The organism is Escherichia sp. MOD1-EC6162, assembly GCF_002965125.1.
GTDB lineage: Bacteria > Pseudomonadota > Gammaproteobacteria > Enterobacterales > Enterobacteriaceae > Escherichia > Escherichia marmotae.
Genome location: NZ_PTSB01000001.1, coordinates 138,049 through 160,644, shown reverse-complemented (window position 1 = coordinate 160,644; position 22,596 = coordinate 138,049). Strand labels below are relative to the sequence as shown.

Below are 22,596 nucleotides of genomic sequence, written 5' to 3'. Positions count from 1 at the left end.
CCTTCTTTTTTTTCACCGTAGTAAAGTGATACAGGAGTCAACAATGGAAATGACCAACGCGCAACGTCTTATTTTGTCTAACCAGTACAAAATGATGACTATGCTCGATCCGGCAAATGCTGAACGTTACCGTCGCTTGCAAACAATCATTGAGCGTGGCTATGGGTTACAGATGCGCGAGCTGGATCGCGAGTTTGGCGAGCTGAAAGAAGAAACCTGCCGCACTATCATCGACATTATGGAGATGTATCACGCGCTGCATGTTTCCTGGTCTAATTTGCAGGATCAGCAAGCTATCGATGAACGCCGTGTCACTTTCCTCGGCTTCGACGCCGCTACTGAAGCGCGTTATCTCGGTTATGTACGCTTTATGGTTAATGTCGAAGGGCGTTACACGCATTTTGACGCCGGAACTCATGGCTTTAATGCCCAGACACCAATGTGGGAGAAATATCAGCGCATGTTGAACGTCTGGCATTCCTGCCCGCGTCAGTATCATTTGAGTACCAACGAAATTAATCAAATCATTAACGCCTGAGGAGGCCTGCGTGCGGTGCAAAGGTTTTCTGTTTGATCTTGATGGTACGTTAGTGGACTCCCTGCCTGCGGTAGAGCGGGCGTGGAGCAACTGGGCGAAACGGCATGGGCTAACGCCGGAAGAGGTGCTTGCTTTTATTCACGGTAAACAGGCAATAACGTCTCTGCGTCACTTTATGGCGGGGAAAACCGAGGCAGAAATTGCCGCCGAGTTTACGCGTCTGGAACAAATCGAGGCCACGGAAACCGAAGGCATTACCGCGCTCCCGGGGGCGATAGCTTTACTCAATCATTTGAATAAAGCGGGTATTCCGTGGGCAATTGTCACTTCAGGTTCTATGCCAGTTGCGCGAGCGCGCCATAAAGTGGCCGGACTTCCTGCGCCGGAGGTGTTTGTTACCGCTGAACGGGTTAAGCGTGGAAAACCTGAGCCGGATGCGTATCTGTTAGGCGCGCAACTGCTGGGGCTTGCGCCGCAGGAATGCGTGGTAGTGGAAGATGCTCCCGCTGGCTTGCTTTCTGGTCTGGCGGCAGGTTGCCATGTTATTGCTGTTAATGCACCGGCAGACACCCCGCGTCTGAATGAGGTAGATTTGGTCCTTCATAGTCTGGAGCAAATTACCGTGACCAAACAGCCAAATGGTGACGTTATTATTGCGTGAAACGCCAGATCATGATTTAGCCCCGTCCCGACGGGGCTTTTTTGTGGCAGAATCAAACCATCCCCCTCAATTAACAAGGATACGTTGTGAACGGTGAATTGATTTGGGTTCTCTCATTGCTGGCGATTGCGATAGTCTTGTTTGCGACGGGCAGAGTGCGTATGGATGCTGTCGCTTTGTTTGTCATTGTCGCGTTTGCATTAAGCGGTACGCTGACTATCACCGAAGTCTTTTCCGGCTTTTCCGATCCTAACGTTGTGCTGATCGCCGCCCTGTTTATTATTGGCGATGGTTTAGTTCGTACAGGCGTTGCAACCGTGATGGGGACATGGCTGGTCAAAGTTGCGGGCAGCAGTGAAATCAAAATGTTGGTTTTACTGATGCTGACAGTTGCCGGTCTTGGCGCGTTTATGAGTTCAACCGGCGTCGTCGCTATCTTTATTCCTGTTGTGTTAAGTGTTGCTATGCGTATGCAGACGTCGCCGTCGCGCCTGATGATGCCATTGAGTTTTGCCGGACTGATAAGCGGCATGATGACGCTGGTGGCGACGCCGCCTAACCTGGTGGTGAACAGTGAGCTGCTACGTGAAGGCTATCATGGTTTCAGTTTCTTTAGCGTAACCCCTATCGGCCTGGTCGTATTGGTACTTGGCATTTTATACATGCTAGTGATGCGCTTTATGCTAAAAGGGGATACCCAGGCTCCGCAGCGCGAAGGCTGGACGCGTCGCACCTTCCGCGATCTCATTCGTGAATACCGTCTTACCGGGCGTGCGCGTCGTCTGGCTATTCGTCCCGGTTCACCGATGATTGGCCAACGACTGGACGATCTCAAATTGCGTGAACGTTATGGCGCAAACGTCATTGGTGTTGAACGCTGGCGGCGTTTTCGTCGCGTTATCGTGAACGTGAACGGGGTGTCTGAATTCCGCGCGCGTGACGTTTTGCTTATTGATATGTCTGCGGCTGACGTCGATCTCCGTCAATTTTGTAGTGAACAATTGCTGGAGCCGATGGTTTTGCGCGGCGAGTATTTTTCCGATCAGGCTCTTGATGTCGGTATGGCAGAAATTTCATTAATTCCCGAGTCAGAGCTTATTGGCAAATCGGTGCGTGAAATTGGCTTTCGTACCCGCTACGGACTAAATGTGGTGGGGCTGAAACGCAACGGTGTGGCGCTGGAAGGTTCGCTGGCGGATGAGCCTCTGCTGTTGGGTGACATTATTCTGGTGGTCGGTAACTGGAAGCTTATCGGTATGTTGGCAAAACAAGGCCGCGACTTTGTGGCGTTAAACTTACCGGAAGAGGTGAGTGAAGCATCGCCCGCTCACAGTCAGGCACCCCATGCCATTTTCTGCCTGGTGTTGATGGTGGCGTTAATGTTGACCGATGAAATTCCTAATCCAGTTGCGGCTATCATTGCCTGCCTGCTGATGGGCAAATTCCGCTGTATCGATGCTGAAAGCGCCTATAAGTCTATTCACTGGCCGAGCATTATTTTGATCGTTGGGATGATGCCGTTTGCTGTGGCATTGCAAAAAACCGGTGGCGTCGCGCTGGCGGTGAAAGGATTAATGGATATTGGCGGTGGTTACGGGCCGCATATGATGCTGGTCTGTTTGTTTGTCTTGTCGGCGGTTATAGGCTTGTTTATCTCTAACACTGCGACGGCGGTGTTGATGGCCCCGATTGCGCTGGCTGCTGCCAAAACTATGGGCGTATCGCCTTATCCTTTTGCCATGGTTGTGGCGATGGCAGCATCCGCTGCCTTTATGACACCAGTCTCTTCACCCGTTAACACATTGGTTTTAGGGCCGGGGAATTACAGCTTCAGTGATTTTGTGAAGCTGGGGGTTCCGTTTACCATTATTGTGATGGCGGTTTGCGTGGTGATGATCCCGATGCTGTTTCCGTTTTGACGAGCTCCTGATGTCGCCACCGACGTAGGCCTGATGCGACGCTGGCGCGTCTTATCAGGCCTACGTCGGCTTACAGCGGTGAATCCTGGCTAATCTCATCGAGAGACAGATGGAAGCTGGGAACAAACACTTCCATAAAGTAGTCCATCTCCTGACTGCGGCGTGATTCAAGCGTCGTTTCCAGCCGCGTTTTTGCCAGTAAGAACTCATTATTGCCGGCTGCGAGTTCTTCTAGGCATTTCAGATACGCACACAGCGCATCTGCCTGTTTAACCAGCGACTTTTCTTCATCGCTATACGCATGTTCATCGATTAATGGTGCAAAAATATCCCGCAACTCCTCCGGAACCATATCGACCAGTTTTTGCTGAGCGATTTTCTCAATGGCTTTATATTCCTGGGCGATTTGCGAGTTGAAGTATTTCACCGGAGTAGGAAGATCACCAGTGAGCACTTCAGAGGCATCGTGGTACATCGCCAGCAACGCGATACGTTCTTCATTAACCTGGCCGCCAAATTTGCGATTCTTGATGGCTGCCAGCGCATGGGCGACCATCGCTACCTGCAAACTGTGTTCGGACACATTTTCAGTCCGCACGTTACGCATCAACGGCCAGCGGTTAATGAGCTTCAGGCGGGAGAGGTGGGCAAAAAAATGGCTCTGTTTCATAGCGACCTTACGAGTGATGGCATCATGAGGTCATTGTGGGGGGATTACACTGCCGGATGCAATCTCCGGCAGTGAATTTAAGATTACAACTGATGATAACCAGAAAGGAAACGAGCGAACTTGCTCAAGGACAGTTCGATATCATCAACACGCGGCAGCGTGACAATGCGGAAGTGATCCGGCCACGGCCAGTTAAATGCGGTTCCCTGTACCAGCAGAACTTTTTCCTGCAACAGGAAATCCAGCACCATTTTCTGGTCGTCGTGAATATTAAAGCGTTTGGCGTCTATTTTCGGGAACATGTATAGCGCGCCGCGAGGTTTTACGCAGGAAACGCCAGGAATATCATTAATCAACTCCCACGCACGGTTACGCTGCTCGTAAAGACGCCCGCCCGGCATGATAAACTCGCTGATGCTCTGATAGCCGCCCAGCGCTGTCTGTATCGCGTGTTGCGCGGGAACGTTGGCGCACAGCCGCATTGAGGCCAGCATTTCCAGACCTTCGATATAACCTTTGGCGTGTTTTTTCGGCCCGTTCAGCACCATCCAGCCCTGGCGGAATCCCGCAACACGATACGTTTTCGACAGTCCGTTAAAGGTAATGGTCAGCAGGTCAGGAGCCAACGGCGCGATCGAGTGATGCTCGGCGTCGTCGTAGAGGATTTTATCGTAAATTTCATCAGCGAAGATAATGAGGTTATGCTGACGCGCAATCTCCACAATCTCCATTAATAGCTCTTTGGAATAAACCGCGCCTGTTGGGTTGTTCGGGTTGATAATAACAATGCCGCGCGTGCGTGGCGTAATTTTGGCGCGAATGTCATCGAGATCCGGGAACCAGTCAGAGGATTCATCGCAAAGATAGTGCACCGCTTTACCGCCTGAGAGCGAAACTGCCGCTGTCCATAGCGGGTAATCAGGTGCAGGAACCAACATCTCATCCCCACTGTTCAGCAATGCTTGCATTGCCTGAACGATAAGCTCCGATACACCATTTCCGATGTAAATATCTTCCACGGTAACATCACGCATGCCACGTGCCTGGTAATGCTGCATGATAGCCTTACGCGCAGAATAGAGGCCTTTTGAATCGCAATAACCCTGAGCTGTCGGGAGGTTGCGTATCACGTCAACCAGAATCTCATCGGGAGCGTCAAAACCGAACGGGGCTGGGTTGCCGATGTTCAGTTTCAATACCTTATTACCTTCTTCTTCCAGGCGTTTTGCTTCTTTCAGCACCGGACCACGGATGTCATAACAGACATTCTCTAATTTGCTGGATTTTTCAATGGGTGACATGAATCTTGACCTTTTTTGCTGTTATCGCCACTCCCTGCCGTGGAAGTCAGCTTAGAACAATGTACTCCCCCGAGGCGGCGTTTTGAAGTTCTGCAGAACAAGATTTTGCCAGGAGAGAAAGCGGAATTGTGCTGTTAATAACTTAATAATCGTTAAATAATAAGATGCATATACTTAATAAATGAGATTTAGTAGTGATTTATTCTGTGTATTAATTCAGGATGTGGTTTTTTTACCTGTTAGATAAATGTGTAAAATTTCTTCGGCTTAAGAAATCACGAACATAAAGCATTCATGATATTTTCGTTATAAGTGAAACATTAACAGAGTAGTGATCGCCGGTGGGGCATATAGGTGGTGACGGAGGAAATTATTGTTAAGAGGAATTAATGTATGCAGGTGGTGCTAATTAATTATTATTTAATATTCAAAAAGACTTTGTTGTGCATATTAATAATAGAAGATTACTTTGCCTAACATAACATAACTTTGCATCAGATAATTCGCAATGACCCTTATAAATAAAAGGTTTTTAGGGTAAAATGCTTGCTTTAATGACGGAACACCTGCTTTGATGCAGGCTTACTCTCGCTATTTGTTCGCGCTCATGTTCGAGCCGCACCGTTGCGAGAGAGTGGAGCAAGGACCAACATTTACATTTACACAAACTCGCGCATGTCATAAATAGAAAAGAGTGAGTAACTTAATAGATATGCGATTCCTGAAGATATATTCTGTGATCTACTTCAGGCATTATAACGGAACAATGTGAGCCACATTTTTTAGTGCAACTCATATGCATTTTTACTTTCGTCCGGGTTCCGGATGAAACTGCCAGGGAGGCACATTACAAATGGAATTGCTTGTTTGTGTGTGCACAGCATTAACCAGCTCAGTATGAGCCGCCAGTAAGTGATAATATATGATAAGTGCAAATCGTCCGATAATTAACCTCGACCTCGATCTGCTGAGAACATTTGTTGCTGTTGCCGATCTGAACACTTTTGCTGCCGCAGCTTCCGCTGTGTGTCGTACTCAGTCCGCTGTTAGTCAGCAAATGCAACGTCTGGAACAACTCGTTGGGAAAGAACTGTTCGCTCGGCATGGTCGCAACAAACTGTTGACTGAACATGGTATTCAGCTTCTTGGCTACGCCAGGAAAATCCTGCGTTTCAATGATGAGGCTTGCTCATCATTGATGTTCAGTAATCTTCAGGGCGTGTTAACTATCGGTGCTTCAGATGAATCTGCTGATACGATCTTACCTTTCCTGCTCAATCGCGTAAGCTCGGTTTATCCGAAACTTGCGCTGGATGTCCGCGTTAAGCGCAATGCCTATATGGCAGAAATGCTGAAGTCCCAGGAAGTGGATTTAATGGTTACCACTCATCGTCCTGATACCTTTAAGGCGTTGAATCTGCGTACTTCTCCAACACACTGGTATTGCGCTGCGGAATATGTATTGCAAAAAGGTGAACCGATCCCTCTTGTGCTGCTGGATGATCCTAGTCCGTTCCGTGACATGGTTCTGGCAACGCTCAATAAAGCGGATATTCCCTGGCGTCTGGCTTATGTCGCCTCTACGCTACCGGCGGTTCGTGCTGCAGTAAAAGCGGGCCTTGGTGTGACGGCAAGACCGGTTGAGATGATGAGTCCTGACCTGCGCGTTTTGAGTGCGGTAGATGGTTTACCACCACTACCAGATACCGAATATTTGCTGTGCTATGATCCGTCCTGCGACAATGAGTTGGCGCAGGTGATATACCAGGCCATGGAGAGTTATCACAACCCGTGGCAATACAACCCGTTGACTGCTCAGGAAGGGGACGATTCCCTGTTGATTGAAGGGGATTACGAATAATCTCCAGGCAATAACAATTCAGTAAAAAACGCCATTGGTGATTAATAAAACGCCAGTGGCTTTTTTTTACAATAAAACCTTACGAATGTTCCCGACAACGAACAAAAATGTTCATTTTTCAATCACCAGCCATTCCCCACGCTAACGAACAAAAAATCGCCTGAAAAAAATCTCCTGCTACAATAATGTTAAAAAATGAGTAAAATTATTGCTGTGTTTTTGTTATGGATTAACAAAAGCGTGTCACAGATCAAGAAAATACTCTCTTTTAGGGGGAGGAATCGTCACCAATTCCTGTCAAAATAGGCCCGTATTTTTTCCATTGCTTCACAACGGACACGATTCAACAACATCTAATTTTCCTGGAGTTGTCAACAATCTGGGGGTAAAGGCATTAAATGCAAAAGTTGTTGATATCATGTAAAATAATGTGAAGAAACCTTTGTTAAAGTTGACAAAAGGTTATAGAAAGGAGTAAAAGACCACATCAATTAGCTGTATAAAATAGTTTCTACAGCGATTGTAAGGTTTTTTTTATTCCTCCCCATGAATCGATGTGGCGTCCATCTGCCGTGAAGAGCAGTGAATCTGGCGCTACTTTTGATGAGTAAGCAATGAGTATGTCAACATCCACTGAAGTCATCGCTCATCACTGGGCATTCGCTATCTTTCTTATCGTTGCCATTGGCCTGTGTTGCCTGATGTTGATTGGCGGTTGGTTTTTAGGCGGTCGCGCGCGCGCGAGGTCAAAAAACGTGCCGTTTGAATCAGGTATCGACTCGGTCGGCTCCGCCCGCTTACGCCTGTCTGCCAAGTTTTATCTGGTGGCCATGTTCTTCGTTATCTTCGACGTTGAAGCGCTGTATCTGTTCGCATGGTCAACTTCCATTCGCGAAAGCGGCTGGATTGGCTTTGTAGAAGCGGCAATTTTTATTTTTGTGTTACTGGCAGGTCTGGTTTATCTGGTGCGTATTGGCGCGCTGGACTGGACGCCCGCGCGTTCACGCCGCGAGCGTGTGAACCCGGAAACGAACAGTATCGCTAATCGTCAACGCTAACCGCGAGGCATTAAGATGGATTATACGCTCACCCGCATAGATCCCAACGGTGAGAACGACCGTTACCCCCTGCAAAAGCAGGAGATCGTAACCGACCCTCTGGAGCAAGAAGTTAATAAAAACGTGTTTATGGGCAAGCTCAATGACATGGTTAACTGGGGTCGTAAAAACTCAATTTGGCCGTATAACTTCGGTCTTTCCTGCTGTTACGTTGAGATGGTGACCTCGTTTACCGCGGTTCATGACGTGGCGCGTTTTGGCGCAGAAGTATTGCGTGCTTCGCCGCGTCAGGCTGACCTAATGGTGGTGGCTGGAACCTGTTTTACCAAAATGGCGCCAGTTATTCAGCGTCTCTATGACCAGATGCTGGAGCCGAAGTGGGTTATCTCCATGGGCGCATGTGCGAACTCCGGCGGTATGTACGATATTTATTCCGTTGTGCAGGGTGTTGATAAATTCATTCCGGTTGATGTGTATATCCCGGGTTGCCCGCCGCGTCCTGAAGCGTACATGCAGGCACTGATGCTATTGCAGGAATCTATCGGCAAAGAACGTCGCCCGCTCTCTTGGGTGGTTGGCGATCAGGGCGTATATCGCGCCAATATGCAATCAGAGCGCGAACGCAAGCGCGGTGAACGCATTGCCGTTACCAACCTGCGCACACCTGACGAGATTTAATTTGCGCCTGTCGGCAAAGGCATTTTTCTTCGCTTATTCCTAAATCTATTTCGCGAAGTTAACTACGCCGACAGTCACCACGGACCATATGCAATGGTGAACAATATGACCGACTTAACCGCGCAAGAACCCGCCTGGCAGACCCGTGATCATCTTGATGATCCGGTGATTGGCGAACTGCGCAACCGTTTTGGGCCGGATGCCTTTACTGTTCAGGCGACTCGCACCGGGGTTCCCGTTGTGTGGATCAAGCGTGAACAATTACTGGAAATTGGCGATTTCTTAAAGAAACTGCCGAAACCTTACGTCATGCTGTTTGACTTACACGGCATGGACGAGCGTTTGCGCACACACCGCGAAGGGTTACCTGCCGCCGATTTTTCCGTTTTCTACCATCTGATTTCGATCGATCGCAACCGCGACATCATGCTAAAGGTGGCGCTGGCAGAAAACGATCTACATGTGCCGACTTTTACCAAACTGTTCCCGAACGCCAACTGGTATGAGCGCGAAACCTGGGATCTGTTTGGCATTACTTTCGACGGTCACCCGAACTTGCGTCGCATCATGATGCCGCAAACCTGGAAAGGTCACCCGCTGCGTAAAGATTACCCGGCGCGTGCTACCGAATTCTCGCCGTTTGAGCTGACCAAAGCCAAACAGGATCTGGAGATGGAAGCCCTGACCTTCAAACCGGAAGAGTGGGGGATGAAGCGCGGCACCGAAAACGAGGACTTCATGTTCCTCAACCTCGGTCCGAACCACCCGTCGGCGCACGGGGCTTTCCGTATCGTTCTGCAGCTCGATGGTGAAGAGATTGTCGACTGCGTACCAGACATCGGCTATCACCACCGTGGCGCGGAGAAAATGGGCGAACGCCAGTCCTGGCATAGCTACATACCGTACACCGACCGTATCGAATACCTCGGCGGTTGCGTTAACGAAATGCCATACGTGCTGGCGGTAGAAAAACTGGCCGGGATCACCGTGCCGGATCGCGTTAACGTAATCCGCGTAATGCTTTCCGAATTGTTCCGCATCAATAGCCACCTGCTGTATATCTCCACCTTTATTCAGGACGTCGGTGCAATGACGCCAGTGTTCTTTGCCTTTACCGATCGTCAGAAAATCTACGATCTGGTGGAAGCAATCACTGGTTTCCGTATGCATCCGGCGTGGTTCCGTATTGGCGGTGTGGCGCATGACCTGCCGCGAGGCTGGGATCGCTTGCTGCGTGAGTTCCTTGACTGGATGCCGAAACGTCTGGCTTCTTACGAGAAAGCCGCGCTGCGTAACACCATCCTGATTGGCCGTTCCAAAGGCGTTGCCGCCTACGGCGCGAAAGAGGCGCTGGAGTGGGGCACCACAGGTGCTGGCTTGCGTGCCACCGGGATCGACTTCGACGTGCGTAAGGCGCGTCCTTATTCTGGCTATGAAAACTTCGACTTTGAAATCCCGGTCGGTGGTGGCGTTTCTGACTGCTACACCCGCGTAATGCTGAAAGTGGAAGAGCTGCGCCAGAGTCTGCGCATTCTTGAGCAGTGCCTCAACAACATGCCGGAAGGCCCGTTCAAAGCGGATCACCCGCTGACTACGCCGCCGCCGAAAGAGCGCACGCTGCAACATATCGAAACCCTGATCACCCACTTCCTGCAAGTGTCGTGGGGGCCGGTGATGCCTGCCAATGAGTCCTTCCAGATGATTGAGGCGACCAAAGGGATCAACAGTTACTACCTGACCAGTGACGGTAGCACCATGAGTTATCGCACCCGTATCCGCACCCCGAGTTATGCGCATTTGCAGCAAATTCCGGCGGCGATCCGCGGCAGCCTGGTGTCTGACCTGATTGTTTATCTGGGCAGTATCGATTTTGTTATGTCAGATGTGGACCGCTAATTATGCACGAGAATCAACAACCACAAACCGAGGCTTTTGAGCTGAGTGCGGCAGAGCGTGAAGCGATTGAGCACGAGATGCACCACTACGAAGACCCGCGTGCGGCGTCCATTGAAGCGCTGAAAATCGTTCAGAAGCAGCGTGGCTGGGTGCCGGACGGCGCGATCCACGCGATCGCTGACGTTCTGGGTATTCCGGCAAGCGATGTTGAAGGTGTGGCAACGTTCTACAGCCAGATCTTCCGCCAGCCGGTGGGTCGCCATGTGATCCGCTATTGTGACAGCGTGGTTTGTCACATCAACGGTTACCAGGGAATTCAGGCGGCGCTGGAGAAAAAACTGAATATCAAACCAGGGCAAACGACGTTTGACGGTCGCTTTACGCTGCTGCCAACCTGCTGCCTGGGGAACTGCGACAAAGGGCCAAACATGATGATCGATGAGGACACTCACGCGCATCTGACCCCGGAAGCGATCCCTGAACTGCTGGAGCGGTATAAATGAAAAACATTATCCGTACTCCCGAAACGCATCCGCTGACCTGGCGTCTGCGCGATGACAAACAGCCGGTGTGGCTGGACGAATACCGCAGCAAAAACGGTTACGAAGGGGCGCGTAAGGCGCTGACCGGGCTTTCTCCGGACGAAATCGTCAATCAGGTCAAAGATTCCGGTCTGAAAGGGCGCGGCGGTGCGGGCTTCTCTACTGGCCTGAAGTGGAGCCTGATGCCGAAAGACGAATCCATGAACATCCGTTACCTGCTGTGTAACGCCGATGAAATGGAACCGGGCACCTATAAAGACCGTTTGCTGATGGAGCAACTGCCGCACCTGCTGGTGGAAGGTATGTTGATCTCTGCCTTTGCGCTGAAAGCGTATCGCGGCTACATCTTCCTGCGTGGCGAATATATCGAAGCGGCAGTGAATCTGCGTCGTGCCATTGCCGAAGCGACCGAAGCGGGGCTGCTCGGCAAAAACATTATGGGAACAGGTTTTGATTTCGAACTGTTCGTCCATACCGGGGCAGGACGCTACATCTGCGGTGAAGAAACTGCGTTAATCAACTCTCTGGAAGGGCGTCGCGCTAACCCGCGCTCGAAGCCGCCATTCCCGGCAACCTCAGGCGCATGGGGCAAACCGACCTGTGTTAACAACGTCGAAACCCTGTGTAACGTTCCGGCGATCCTCGCTAACGGCGTGGAGTGGTATCAGAACATCTCGAAAAGCAAAGATGCTGGCACCAAGCTGATGGGCTTCTCTGGTCGGGTGAAAAATCCGGGTCTGTGGGAACTGCCGTTCGGTACTACCGCGCGTGAAATCCTTGAAGATTACGCTGGTGGTATGCGTGACGGGCTGAAATTCAAAGCCTGGCAGCCAGGCGGCGCGGGCACTGACTTCCTGACAGAAGCGCACCTTGACCTGCCGATGGAGTTCGAAAGTATCGGTAAAGCGGGTAGCCGTCTGGGTACGGCGCTGGCGATGGCCGTTGACCACGAGATCAACATGGTGTCGCTGGTACGTAACCTGGAAGAGTTTTTCGCCCGTGAATCCTGTGGCTGGTGTACGCCGTGCCGCGATGGTCTGCCGTGGAGTGTGAAAATTCTGCGTGCACTGGAGCGTGGCGAAGGTCAGCCTGGCGATATCGAAACACTTGAGCAACTGTGTCGATTCTTAGGCCCGGGTAAAACCTTCTGTGCCCACGCACCAGGTGCAGTGGAGCCGTTACAGAGCGCCATCAAATATTTCCGTGAAGAATTTGAAGCGGGAATCAAACAGCCGTTCAGCAATACCCATTTGATTAATGGGATTCAGCCGAACCTGCTGAAAGAGCGCTGGTAACCGAATTTCGATTAACGCTCAGTCTATGACTGAGAAAACTGGAAGCATGCTAATGGCTACAATTCATGTAGACGGCAAAGAATACGAGGTCAACGGAGCGGACAACCTGCTGGAAGCTTGTCTGTCTCTGGGCCTTGATATTCCTTACTTTTGCTGGCATCCGGCGCTGGGAAGCGTCGGTGCTTGCCGCCAGTGTGCGGTGAAGCAATACCAAAACGCGGAAGACACGCGTGGTCGCCTGGTGATGTCCTGTATGACACCGGCTTCCGATGGCACCTTTATTTCCATTGACGACGAAGAAGCGAAACAGTTCCGTGAAAGTGTGGTCGAGTGGTTAATGACCAACCACCCGCACGACTGTCCGGTCTGTGAAGAGGGTGGTAACTGCCATCTTCAGGATATGACCGTGATGACCGGGCATACCTTCCGTCGCTACCGTTTCACCAAACGTACCCACCGCAATCAGGATCTGGGGCCGTTCATCTCTCATGAAATGAACCGCTGCATCGCCTGCTACCGCTGCGTGCGTTACTACAAAGATTACGCTGACGGTACGGATCTGGGCGTTTATGGCGCGCACGACAATGTTTACTTCGGTCGCCCGGAAGACGGCACCCTGGAAAGCGAGTTCTCCGGTAACCTGGTGGAAATTTGCCCGACCGGCGTATTCACCGATAAAACGCACTCCGAGCGTTATAACCGTAAATGGGATATGCAGTTTGCGCCGAGTATCTGCCAGCAATGTTCCATCGGTTGTAACACCAGCCCGGGTGAACGTTATGGTGAACTGCGTCGTATCGAAAACCGTTACAACGGTACGGTAAACCATTACTTCCTCTGCGACCGTGGTCGTTTCGGCTACGGCTACGTCAACCTGAAGGATCGTCCACGTCAGCCGGTACAGCGTCGTGGCGATGATTTCATCACCCTCAACGCCGAGCAGGCGATGCAAGGTGCGGCAGATATTCTGCGTCAGTCGAAGAAAGTCATCGGCATCGGTTCTCCGCGTGCCAGCGTGGAAAGCAACTTTGCGCTGCGTGAACTGGTTGGCGAAGAAAACTTCTACACCGGTATCGCTCACGGTGAGCAGGAACGTCTGCAACTGGCGCTGAAAGTGCTGCGTGAAGGCGGCATTTATACTCCGGCACTGCGTGAAATCGAATCTTACGATGCGGTACTGGTGCTGGGCGAAGATGTTACTCAGACCGGGGCACGCGTCGCGCTGGCGGTTCGTCAGGCAGTAAAAGGCAAAGCGCGCGAAATGGCGGCAGCACAGAAAGTGGCTGACTGGCAGATTGCGGCAATCCTCAACATTGGCCAACGTGCCAAGCACCCGCTGTTTGTTACTAACGTTGATAACACCCGCCTGGATGACATCGCGGCGTGGACTTACCGCGCACCGGTTGAAGATCAGGCACGTTTAGGTTTTGCCATCGCTCACGCGCTGGACAACTCCGCACCAGCGGTTGACGGTATCGAGCCGGAGCTGCAAAGCAAAATCGACGTCATCGTGCAGGCACTGGCTGGTGCGAAGAAACCGTTGATTATCTCCGGCACTAACGCCGGTAGCACAGAAGTGATTCAGGCTGCCGCTAATGTAGCAAAAGCCCTGAAAGGTCGCGGCGCTGACGTAGGTATCACTATGATTGCCCGTTCCGTAAACAGTATGGGGCTGGGCATTATGGGCGGCGGTTCGCTTGAAGAAGCCCTGACCGAACTGGAAACCGGACGCGCCGATGCAGTGGTGGTGCTGGAAAACGATCTACATCGTCACGCTTCCGCGACCCGCGTGAACGCCGCGCTGGCAAAAGCGCCGCTGGTGATGGTGGTTGACCATCAGCGCACGGCGATTATGGAAAACGCCCATCTGGTGCTTTCCGCTGCCAGCTTTGCTGAAAGCGACGGTACGGTGATCAACAACGAAGGTCGTGCTCAACGTTTCTTCCAGGTTTACGATCCGTCTTACTACGACAGCAAAACGGTGATGCTGGAAAGCTGGCGCTGGTTGCACTCGCTGCACAGTACGCTGCTGAGTCGAGAAGTGGACTGGACGCAGCTCGACCATGTGATTGACGCCGTCGTGGCGAAGATCCCGGAACTTGCTGGCATCAAAGATGCCGCGCCGGATGCGACATTCCGCATTCGTGGTCAGAAACTGGCTCGTGAGCCGCACCGTTACAGTGGCCGTACCGCCATGCGCGCCAATATCAGCGTTCATGAACCGCGTCAGCCGCAGGATATCGACACCATGTTCACCTTCTCGATGGAAGGTAACAACCAGCCGACCGCGCACCGTTCGCAAGTGCCGTTTGCCTGGGCACCGGGCTGGAACTCCCCGCAGGCGTGGAACAAATTCCAGGACGAAGTGGGTGGCAAATTGCGCTTTGGCGATCCGGGCGTGCGTTTGTTTGAAGCCAGCGAAAACGGTCTGGATTACTTCACCAGCGTACCGGCACGCTTCCAGCCGCAGGAAGGGAAATGGCGTATCGCGCCGTACTACCATCTGTTTGGCAGCGATGAACTGTCACAGCGTGCCCCGGTATTCCAGAGCCGTATGCCGCAGCCGTATATCAAACTCAACCCGGTAGATGCCGCGAAGTTGGGCGTGAATGCGGGTACTCGCGTCTCCTTTAGTTACGATGGCAACACGGTCACGCTACCGGTTGAAATCGCAGAAGGGCTGACGGCAGGGCAGGTGGGCTTGCCGATGGGCATGTCTGGCATTGCTCCGGTGCTGGCTGGCGCGCATCTTGAGGATCTCAAGGAGGCACAACAATGACCTGGTTATCACCGGAACTGATTGAGATCCTGCTGACCATCCTCAAAGCGGTGGTGATCTTGCTGGTGGTTGTCACCTGCGGGGCATTCATGAGCTTTGGTGAACGTCGTCTGCTGGGGCTGTTCCAGAACCGTTACGGACCTAACCGTGTTGGCTGGGGCGGTTCGCTTCAGTTGGTCGCGGACATGATCAAAATGTTCTTTAAAGAAGACTGGATCCCGAAATTCTCGGATCGCGTCATCTTTACCCTTGCGCCGATGATCGCCTTTACCTCGTTGCTGCTGGCCTTTGCGATTGTGCCAGTCAGTCCGGGTTGGGTGGTTGCCGACCTGAACATCGGGATTTTGTTCTTCCTGATGATGGCAGGTCTGGCGGTTTACGCAGTGCTGTTTGCGGGCTGGTCAAGTAACAACAAATACTCGCTGCTGGGTGCGATGCGTGCTTCTGCGCAGACCCTAAGCTACGAAGTGTTCCTCGGGCTTTCCCTGATGGGCGTGGTGGCGCAGGCCGGTTCATTCAACATGACCGACATCGTTAACAGCCAGGCGCATGTATGGAACGTCATCCCGCAATTCTTTGGTTTTATTACCTTTGCCATCGCGGGCGTGGCGGTATGTCACCGTCACCCGTTTGACCAGCCGGAAGCCGAGCAGGAACTGGCGGATGGTTACCACATTGAATATTCCGGGATGAAATTCGGCCTGTTCTTCGTGGGTGAATACATCGGGATTGTGACCATCTCCGCACTGATGGTGACGTTGTTCTTCGGTGGCTGGCAAGGCCCGTTGTTACCGCCATTCATCTGGTTCGCGCTGAAAACTGCGTTCTTTATGATGATGTTCATTTTGATTCGTGCGTCGTTGCCGCGTCCGCGTTATGACCAGGTAATGTCCTTCGGCTGGAAAATCTGCCTGCCGCTGACGCTGATCAACTTGCTGGTAACGGCGGCTGTCATTCTCTGGCAGGCGCAATAAGGGGCACTAAGACCATGACCTTAAAAGAATTGTTAGTAGGTTTCGGCACCCAGGTTCGTAGTATCTGGATGATCGGCCTGCACGCGTTCGCCAAGCGCGAAACGCGAATGTACCCGGAAGAGCCGGTCTATCTGCCGCCCCGTTATCGTGGTCGTATCGTTCTGACCCGTGATCCGGACGGCGAAGAGCGTTGCGTAGCCTGTAACCTCTGCGCAGTAGCCTGCCCGGTCGGCTGTATCTCGCTGCAAAAAGCAGAAACCAAAGACGGTCGCTGGTATCCGGAATTTTTCCGCATCAACTTCTCACGCTGCATTTTCTGTGGTCTGTGCGAAGAAGCCTGTCCGACCACGGCGATTCAGTTAACCCCGGATTTCGAGATGGGGGAATACAAACGCCAGGATCTGGTTTACGAGAAAGAGGATCTGCTGATCTCCGGTCCGGGCAAATACCCGGAATATAACTTCTACCGGATGGCAGGTATGGCAATCGACGGCAAAGATAAGGGCGAAGCAGAGAACGAAGCCAAGCCTATCGACGTCAAGAGCCTGTTACCGTAAGGAGAGGGGCAATGGAGTTCGCTTTTTATATCTGTGGCCTGATAGCCATACTTGCGACCTTGCGAGTGATCACCCATACCAATCCGGTACACGCATTGCTGTACCTGATTATTTCGCTGCTGGCGATTTCCGGGGTGTTCTTCTCACTGGGCGCTTACTTTGCCGGTGCGCTGGAAATTATCGTCTACGCGGGTGCCATTATGGTGCTGTTCGTGTTCGTGGTGATGATGCTCAACCTGGGCGGTTCGGAAATCGAACAGGAACGCCAGTGGCTGAAACCGCAGGTGTGGATTGGTCCGGCAATTTTGTCGGCCATCATGCTGGTGGTGATTGTTTACGCCATTCTCGGTGTTAACGATCAGGGTATCGATGGTACGCCAATCAGCGCCAAAGCAGTGGGTATTACGCTGTTCGGGCCTTACGTGCTGGCGGTTGAACTGGCCTCTATGCTGCTGCTGGCCGGTCTGGTTGTGGCCTTCCACGTCGGTCGCGAAGAGCGTGCGGGTGAAGTGCTGAGCAATCGCAAAGACGACAGCGCGAAAAGAAAAACGGAGGAGCACGCATGATCCCCTTACAACATGGACTGATCCTCGCGGCAATCTTGTTCGTTCTTGGCTTAACCGGTCTGGTTATCCGTCGCAATCTGCTGTTTATGCTGATTGGTCTGGAAATCATGATTAACGCCTCCGCGCTGGCCTTTGTGGTCGCCGGGAGCTACTGGGGCCAGACCGACGGTCAGGTGATGTACATTCTTGCCATCAGCCTCGCGGCGGCGGAAGCGAGTATCGGTCTTGCGCTGCTGCTGCAACTTCACCGTCGTCGCCAGAACCTGAACATCGATTCAGTAAGTGAGATGCGCGGATGAACATGCTTGCCTTAACCATTATTTTGCCATTAGTTGGCTTCATTCTGCTGGCGTTCTCTCGCGGACGCTGGTCTGAAAATGTCTCAGCGATCGTTGGCGTTGGCTCTGTGGGCCTGGCTGCGCTGGTGACTGCTTTTATCGGCGTCGATTTCTTCGCTAACGGTGAGCAGGCTTACAGCCAGCCGCTGTGGACGTGGATGTCGGTAGGCGACTTTAACATCGGTTTCAACCTGGTGCTGGACGGCCTGTCACTGACCATGCTCTCAGTGGTCACCGGTGTGGGTTTCCTGATCCACATGTACGCCTCCTGGTATATGCGCGGTGAAGAGGGCTACTCTCGCTTCTTCGCTTACACCAACCTGTTCATTGCCAGCATGGTGGTTCTGGTTCTGGCCGACAACCTGCTGCTGATGTACCTCGGCTGGGAAGGCGTGGGCCTGTGCTCCTATCTGCTGATCGGTTTCTATTACACCGATCCGAAGAATGGTGCCGCGGCAATGAAAGCGTTTGTCGTGACCCGTGTCGGTGACGTGTTCCTCGCTTTCGCGCTGTTCATTCTCTACAACGAACTGGGCACGCTGAACTTCCGCGAAATGGTGGAACTGGCACCGGCGCACTTTGCAGACGGCAATAACATGCTGATGTGGGCGACGCTGATGCTGCTGGGTGGTGCGGTTGGTAAATCTGCGCAGTTGCCGTTGCAGACATGGCTTGCCGACGCGATGGCTGGCCCGACGCCTGTCTCTGCGCTGATCCACGCCGCAACCATGGTAACCGCAGGTGTTTACTTGATCGCCCGTACCCACGGCCTGTTCCTGATGACCCCGGAAGTTCTGCATCTGGTGGGTATTGTCGGGGCGGTTACCTTGCTGCTGGCTGGTTTTGCTGCGCTGGTACAGACCGACATCAAACGTGTTCTCGCTTACTCCACCATGAGTCAGATTGGCTACATGTTCCTCGCGCTTGGCGTGCAGGCATGGGATGCGGCGATTTTCCACTTGATGACCCACGCATTCTTTAAAGCGCTGCTGTTCCTGGCATCCGGTTCTGTCATTCTGGCCTGTCATCACGAACAGAACATCTTCAAGATGGGCGGTCTGCGTAAATCTATTCCGCTGGTTTATCTCTGCTTCCTGGTGGGCGGCGCGGCGCTGTCGGCACTGCCGCTGGTCACTGCGGGCTTCTTCAGTAAGGATGAGATCCTCGCGGGTGCGATGGCGAATGGTCATATCAATCTGATGGTGGCTGGTCTGGTCGGTGCGTTTATGACCTCGCTCTACACCTTCCGTATGATTTTCATCGTCTTCCACGGAAAAGAACAAATTCACGCTCACGCCGTGAAAGGGATCACCCACAGCCTGCCGCTGATTGTGCTGCTGATCCTTTCCACCTTCGTTGGCGCACTGATTGTACCGCCGCTGCAGGGCGTGCTTCCGCAAACCACGGAGCTGGCACACGGCAGTATGTTGACCCTGGAAATTACCTCTGGCGTGGTTGCAGTTGTTGGCATTTTGCTGGCAGCCTGGCTGTGGCTGGGTAAACGTACTCTGGTGACTTCTATCGCCAACAGTGCACCGGGTCGTCTGCTGGGGACCTGGTGGTACAACGCCTGGGGCTTTGACTGGCTGTACGACAAAGTGTTCGTCAAACCGTTCCTGGGGATCGCCTGGTTGCTGAAACGCGATCCGCTGAACTCAATGATGAACATCCCGGCGATCCTCTCGCGCTTTGCGGGTAAAGGTCTGTTGCTCAGTGAGAACGGCTACCTGCGCTGGTATGTGGCATCCATGAGCATCGGTGCGGTCGTGGTGCTGGCACTGTTGATGGTACTGCGTTGAGTTAAGGATTGTGGGATTTGCCCTCGGGCATATAAGAACGTAGGTCGGATAAGCCACTACAGCGGCGCATCCGACACTCCCCCCAATCCGAAGTGAATTTTCTGTCGTGAGAATTCGTTGAAAATCCGGTCCTGACGGGACTTTTACAAGGAATAAAGATCGCCATGTTACTACCCTGGCTAATATTAATTCCCTTTATTGGCGGCTTCCTGTGCTGGCAGACCGAACGCTTTGGCGTAAAGGTGCCGCGCTGGATCGCGCTAATCACCATGGGATTGACGCTGGCGCTGTCGCTGCAACTGTGGTTGCAGGGCGGTTATTCACTGACGCAATCCGCCGGAATTCCGCAGTGGCAGTCTGAATTCGACATGCCGTGGATCCCGCGTTTTGGAATCTCTATTCACCTCGCCATTGATGGTCTGTCGTTGCTGATGGTCGTGCTGACAGGTCTGCTCGGCGTGCTGGCGGTACTTTGCTCGTGGAATGAGATCGAAAAATATCAGGGCTTCTTCCACCTCAACCTGATGTGGATCCTGGGCGGTGTTATCGGCGTGTTCCTTGCCATCGACATGTTCCTGTTCTTCTTCTTCTGGGAAATGATGCTGGTGCCGATGTACTTCCTGATCGCACTGTGGGGGCATAAAGCTTCTGACGGTAAAACGCGTATCACGGCGGCAACCAAATTCTTCATCTACACCCAGGCGAGTGGTCTGGTGATGTTGATCGCTATCCTGGCGCTGGTCTTCGTTCACTACAATGCGACCGGTGTCTGGACCTTCAACTATGAAGAGCTGCTGAATACGCCAATGTCCAGCGGTGTGGAATATCTGTTGATGCTGGGCTTCTTCATCGCCTTTGCGGTGAAAATGCCGGTGGTTCCACTGCACGGTTGGTTGCCAGATGCCCACTCCCAGGCACCGACTGCCGGTTCCGTTGACCTCGCGGGGATCTTGCTGAAAACCGCCGCTTACGGTCTGCTGCGTTTCTCCCTGCCGTTGTTCCCGAACGCGTCGGCAGAGTTTGCGCCAATCGCGATGTGGCTGGGTGTTATCGGCATCTTCTACGGTGCGTGGATGGCCTTTGCCCAGACTGATATCAAACGTCTGATCGCCTACACCTCGGTTTCCCACATGGGCTTCGTGCTGATTGCTATCTATACCGGCAGCCAGTTGGCCTACCAGGGCGCGGTTATTCAGATGATTGCGCACGGCTTGTCGGCGGCGGGTCTGTTTATTCTCTGCGGTCAGCTCTATGAACGTATCCACACCCGTGACATGCGCATGATGGGCGGTCTGTGGAGCAAAATGAAATGGCTGCCAGCACTGTCGCTGTTCTTTGCTGTGGCAACGCTTGGGATGCCGGGCACTGGTAACTTCGTCGGTGAATTTATGATTCTGTTCGGCAGCTTCCAGGTCGTCCCGGTCATTACCGTTATCTCTACTTTTGGGCTGGTCTTTGCGTCTGTTTATTCGCTGGCAATGCTGCATCGCGCTTACTTCGGTAAGGCGAAAAGCGAGATTGCCAGCCAGGAACTGCCAGGGATGTCGCTGCGTGAGTTGTTTATGATCCTGTTGCTGGTGGTGCTGCTGGTACTGCTGGGCTTCTGGCCGCAGCCGATTCTGGATACCTCGCACTCCGCGATTGGCAATATCCAGCAGTGGTTTGTTAATTCCGTTACTACTACAAGGCCGTAAATCGCCATGACAATAACTCCACAAAACCTGATCGCACTGCTACCGTTGCTGATCGTCGGCTTGACGGTGGTGGTTGTGATGCTCTCCATTGCGTGGCGACGCAATCACTTCCTCAACGCCACGCTGTCGGTCATTGGGCTTAACGCGGCGCTGGTTTCGCTCTGGTTTGTTGGCCAGGCGGGCGCTATGGACGTCACGCCGCTGATGCGCGTTGATGGTTTCGCCATGCTCTACACCGGGCTGGTACTGCTGGCGAGCCTCGCCACCTGTACTTTTGCCTACCCGTGGCTTGAAGGTTATAACGACAACAAGGACGAGTTCTACCTGTTGGTGTTAATTGCCGCCTTGGGTGGGATCTTGCTGGCGAATGCCAACCATCTGGCGTCTCTGTTCCTCGGTATCGAACTGATCTCTCTGCCGTTGTTTGGCCTGGTCGGTTACGCTTTCCGCCAGAAACGTTCGCTGGAAGCCAGTATCAAATACACCATTCTTTCTGCCGCAGCGTCTTCTTTCTTGCTGTTCGGTATGGCGCTGGTGTACGCGCAGTCTGGCGACCTGTCGTTCGTCGCGCTGGGTAAAAACCTCGGTGATGGTATGCTCAACGAGCCTCTGTTACTGGCGGGTTTTGGCCTGATGATTGTCGGCCTCGGCTTCAAACTTTCTCTGGTGCCGTTCCACCTGTGGACACCAGACGTATACCAGGGCGCGCCTGCGCCGGTTTCCACCTTCCTGGCGACGGCGAGCAAAATCGCTATCTTCGGCGTGGTGATGCGTCTGTTCCTTTACGCACCGGTGGGCGACAGCGAAGCGATTCGCGTGGTGCTGGCGATTATCGCCTTTGCCTCCATCATCTTCGGTAACCTGATGGCGCTGAGCCAGACCAATATCAAACGTCTGCTCGGTTACTCGTCTATCTCTCACCTCGGTTATCTGCTGGTGGCACTGATTGCGCTGCAAACCGGCGAGATGTCGATGGAAGCGGTAGGGGTTTACCTCGCCGGTTATCTGTTCAGCAGCCTCGGCGCGTTCGGTGTGGTCAGCCTGATGTCCAGCCCGTATCGTGGCCCGGATGCTGATTCCCTGTTCTCTTACCGCGGACTGTTCTGGCATCGTCCGATCCTCGCGGCGGTGATGACGGTGATGATGCTGTCACTGGCCGGTATCCCGATGACGCTGGGCTTTATCGGTAAGTTCTACGTGCTGGCGGTCGGTGTTCAGGCGCACCTGTGGTGGCTGGTGGGCGCTGTGGTTGTCGGTTCGGCAATCGGCCTCTACTACTACCTGCGCGTGGCGGTGAGCCTGTACCTTCATGGTTCAGAACAGCCAAACCGTGATGCACCGTCAGACTGGCAGTACACGGCAGGCGGCATCGTGGTGCTGATCTCCGCACTGTTGGTACTGGTGCTGGGTGTATGGCCGCAACCGCTGATTAGCATTGTACGTTTGGCAATGCCGCTGATGTAAGCAGTC

19 protein-coding genes are annotated in these 22,596 nt (G+C 52.8%); 17 read left to right on the top strand and 2 right to left on the bottom strand.

The window, feature by feature from the left end:
- Positions 1-43: 43 nt before the first annotated feature.
- From A9587_RS00720 to A9587_RS00710, 3 genes are all read left to right on the top strand, one after another.
- Entirely contained in the window at positions 44-538 is a 495-nt protein-coding gene (locus tag A9587_RS00720; RefSeq protein WP_000426118.1) for a YfbU family protein, read from the top strand.
- A gap of 10 nt (positions 539-548) precedes the next feature.
- Positions 549-1,199 carry a hexitol phosphatase HxpA gene (hxpA, locus tag A9587_RS00715; protein WP_001203379.1) on the top strand — a complete coding sequence of 217 codons (651 nt, stop codon included), beginning with the start codon at positions 549-551 and terminating at the stop codon, positions 1,197-1,199.
- 86 nt (positions 1,200-1,285) lie between these two features.
- A complete protein-coding gene (locus A9587_RS00710; RefSeq protein WP_001012850.1) occupies positions 1,286-3,118 on the top strand; it encodes an SLC13 family permease in 1,833 nt (610 codons plus the stop codon).
- Between the two features lie 70 nt (positions 3,119-3,188).
- On the opposite strand, the gene yfbR is transcribed toward A9587_RS00710, so the two are convergent.
- Positions 3,189-3,788 (bottom strand): 5'-deoxynucleotidase, encoded by a 600-nt coding sequence (gene yfbR / locus A9587_RS00705; protein WP_000813873.1) that lies wholly within the window; start codon positions 3,786-3,788, stop codon positions 3,189-3,191.
- 83 nt (positions 3,789-3,871) lie between these two features.
- Positions 3,872-5,089 (bottom strand): alanine transaminase AlaA, encoded by a 1,218-nt coding sequence (gene alaA, locus A9587_RS00700; RefSeq protein ID WP_000074519.1) that lies wholly within the window; start codon positions 5,087-5,089, stop codon positions 3,872-3,874.
- A gap of 922 nt (positions 5,090-6,011) precedes the next feature.
- Here alaA and lrhA point away from each other — a divergent pair.
- The 14 genes from lrhA (at position 6,012) to nuoN (ending at position 22,590) form a co-directional block, all read left to right on the top strand.
- Positions 6,012-6,950: a transcriptional regulator LrhA gene (lrhA, locus tag A9587_RS00695; RefSeq protein WP_001516780.1), complete on the top strand. Its 939-nt coding sequence runs from the start codon at positions 6,012-6,014 to the stop codon at positions 6,948-6,950.
- Between the two features lie 614 nt (positions 6,951-7,564).
- On the top strand, positions 7,565-8,008 hold the full coding sequence (gene nuoA, locus A9587_RS00690; protein WP_000062991.1) for an NADH-quinone oxidoreductase subunit NuoA: 444 nt from the start codon (positions 7,565-7,567) through the stop codon (positions 8,006-8,008).
- 15 nt (positions 8,009-8,023) lie between these two features.
- Positions 8,024-8,686 carry an NADH-quinone oxidoreductase subunit NuoB gene (gene nuoB / locus A9587_RS00685; RefSeq protein ID WP_000386733.1) on the top strand — a complete coding sequence of 221 codons (663 nt, stop codon included), beginning with the start codon at positions 8,024-8,026 and terminating at the stop codon, positions 8,684-8,686.
- A gap of 93 nt (positions 8,687-8,779) precedes the next feature.
- Positions 8,780-10,582: an NADH-quinone oxidoreductase subunit C/D gene (gene nuoC, locus A9587_RS00680; protein WP_000247865.1), complete on the top strand. Its 1,803-nt coding sequence runs from the start codon at positions 8,780-8,782 to the stop codon at positions 10,580-10,582.
- Positions 10,583-10,584: 2 nt separating this feature from the next.
- Positions 10,585-11,085, top strand: coding sequence for an NADH-quinone oxidoreductase subunit NuoE (gene nuoE, locus A9587_RS00675; protein WP_000545042.1), 501 nt, complete (start codon positions 10,585-10,587; stop codon positions 11,083-11,085).
- A complete protein-coding gene (nuoF, locus tag A9587_RS00670) occupies positions 11,082-12,419 on the top strand; it encodes an NADH-quinone oxidoreductase subunit NuoF (RefSeq protein WP_000789507.1) in 1,338 nt (445 codons plus the stop codon). Before nuoE ends, nuoF begins: the two co-directional genes overlap by 4 nt.
- Positions 12,420-12,471: 52 nt before the next feature.
- A complete protein-coding gene (nuoG, locus tag A9587_RS00665) occupies positions 12,472-15,198 on the top strand; it encodes an NADH-quinone oxidoreductase subunit NuoG (protein WP_105263446.1) in 2,727 nt (908 codons plus the stop codon).
- Positions 15,195-16,172 carry an NADH-quinone oxidoreductase subunit NuoH gene (nuoH, locus tag A9587_RS00660; RefSeq protein WP_000220077.1) on the top strand — a complete coding sequence of 326 codons (978 nt, stop codon included), beginning with the start codon at positions 15,195-15,197 and terminating at the stop codon, positions 16,170-16,172. Before nuoG ends, nuoH begins: the two co-directional genes overlap by 4 nt.
- 14 nt (positions 16,173-16,186) lie before the next feature.
- Positions 16,187-16,729 (top strand): NADH-quinone oxidoreductase subunit NuoI, encoded by a 543-nt coding sequence (gene nuoI, locus A9587_RS00655; protein ID WP_000172749.1) that lies wholly within the window; start codon positions 16,187-16,189, stop codon positions 16,727-16,729.
- An 11-nt stretch (positions 16,730-16,740) separates the two neighbouring features.
- Positions 16,741-17,295 (top strand): NADH-quinone oxidoreductase subunit J, encoded by a 555-nt coding sequence (gene nuoJ, locus A9587_RS00650; RefSeq protein WP_000393511.1) that lies wholly within the window; start codon positions 16,741-16,743, stop codon positions 17,293-17,295.
- Entirely contained in the window at positions 17,292-17,594 is a 303-nt protein-coding gene (nuoK, locus tag A9587_RS00645) for an NADH-quinone oxidoreductase subunit NuoK (RefSeq protein ID WP_000612644.1), read from the top strand. Before nuoJ ends, nuoK begins: the two co-directional genes overlap by 4 nt.
- Positions 17,591-19,432 (top strand): NADH-quinone oxidoreductase subunit L, encoded by a 1,842-nt coding sequence (gene nuoL, locus A9587_RS00640; protein ID WP_001056648.1) that lies wholly within the window; start codon positions 17,591-17,593, stop codon positions 19,430-19,432. Before nuoK ends, nuoL begins: the two co-directional genes overlap by 4 nt.
- Positions 19,433-19,596: 164 nt before the next feature.
- Entirely contained in the window at positions 19,597-21,126 is a 1,530-nt protein-coding gene (nuoM, locus tag A9587_RS00635) for an NADH-quinone oxidoreductase subunit M (protein WP_001516777.1), read from the top strand.
- A gap of 6 nt (positions 21,127-21,132) precedes the next feature.
- Entirely contained in the window at positions 21,133-22,590 is a 1,458-nt protein-coding gene (nuoN, locus tag A9587_RS00630) for an NADH-quinone oxidoreductase subunit NuoN (RefSeq protein ID WP_000156702.1), read from the top strand.
- Positions 22,591-22,596 lie beyond the last annotated feature (6 nt).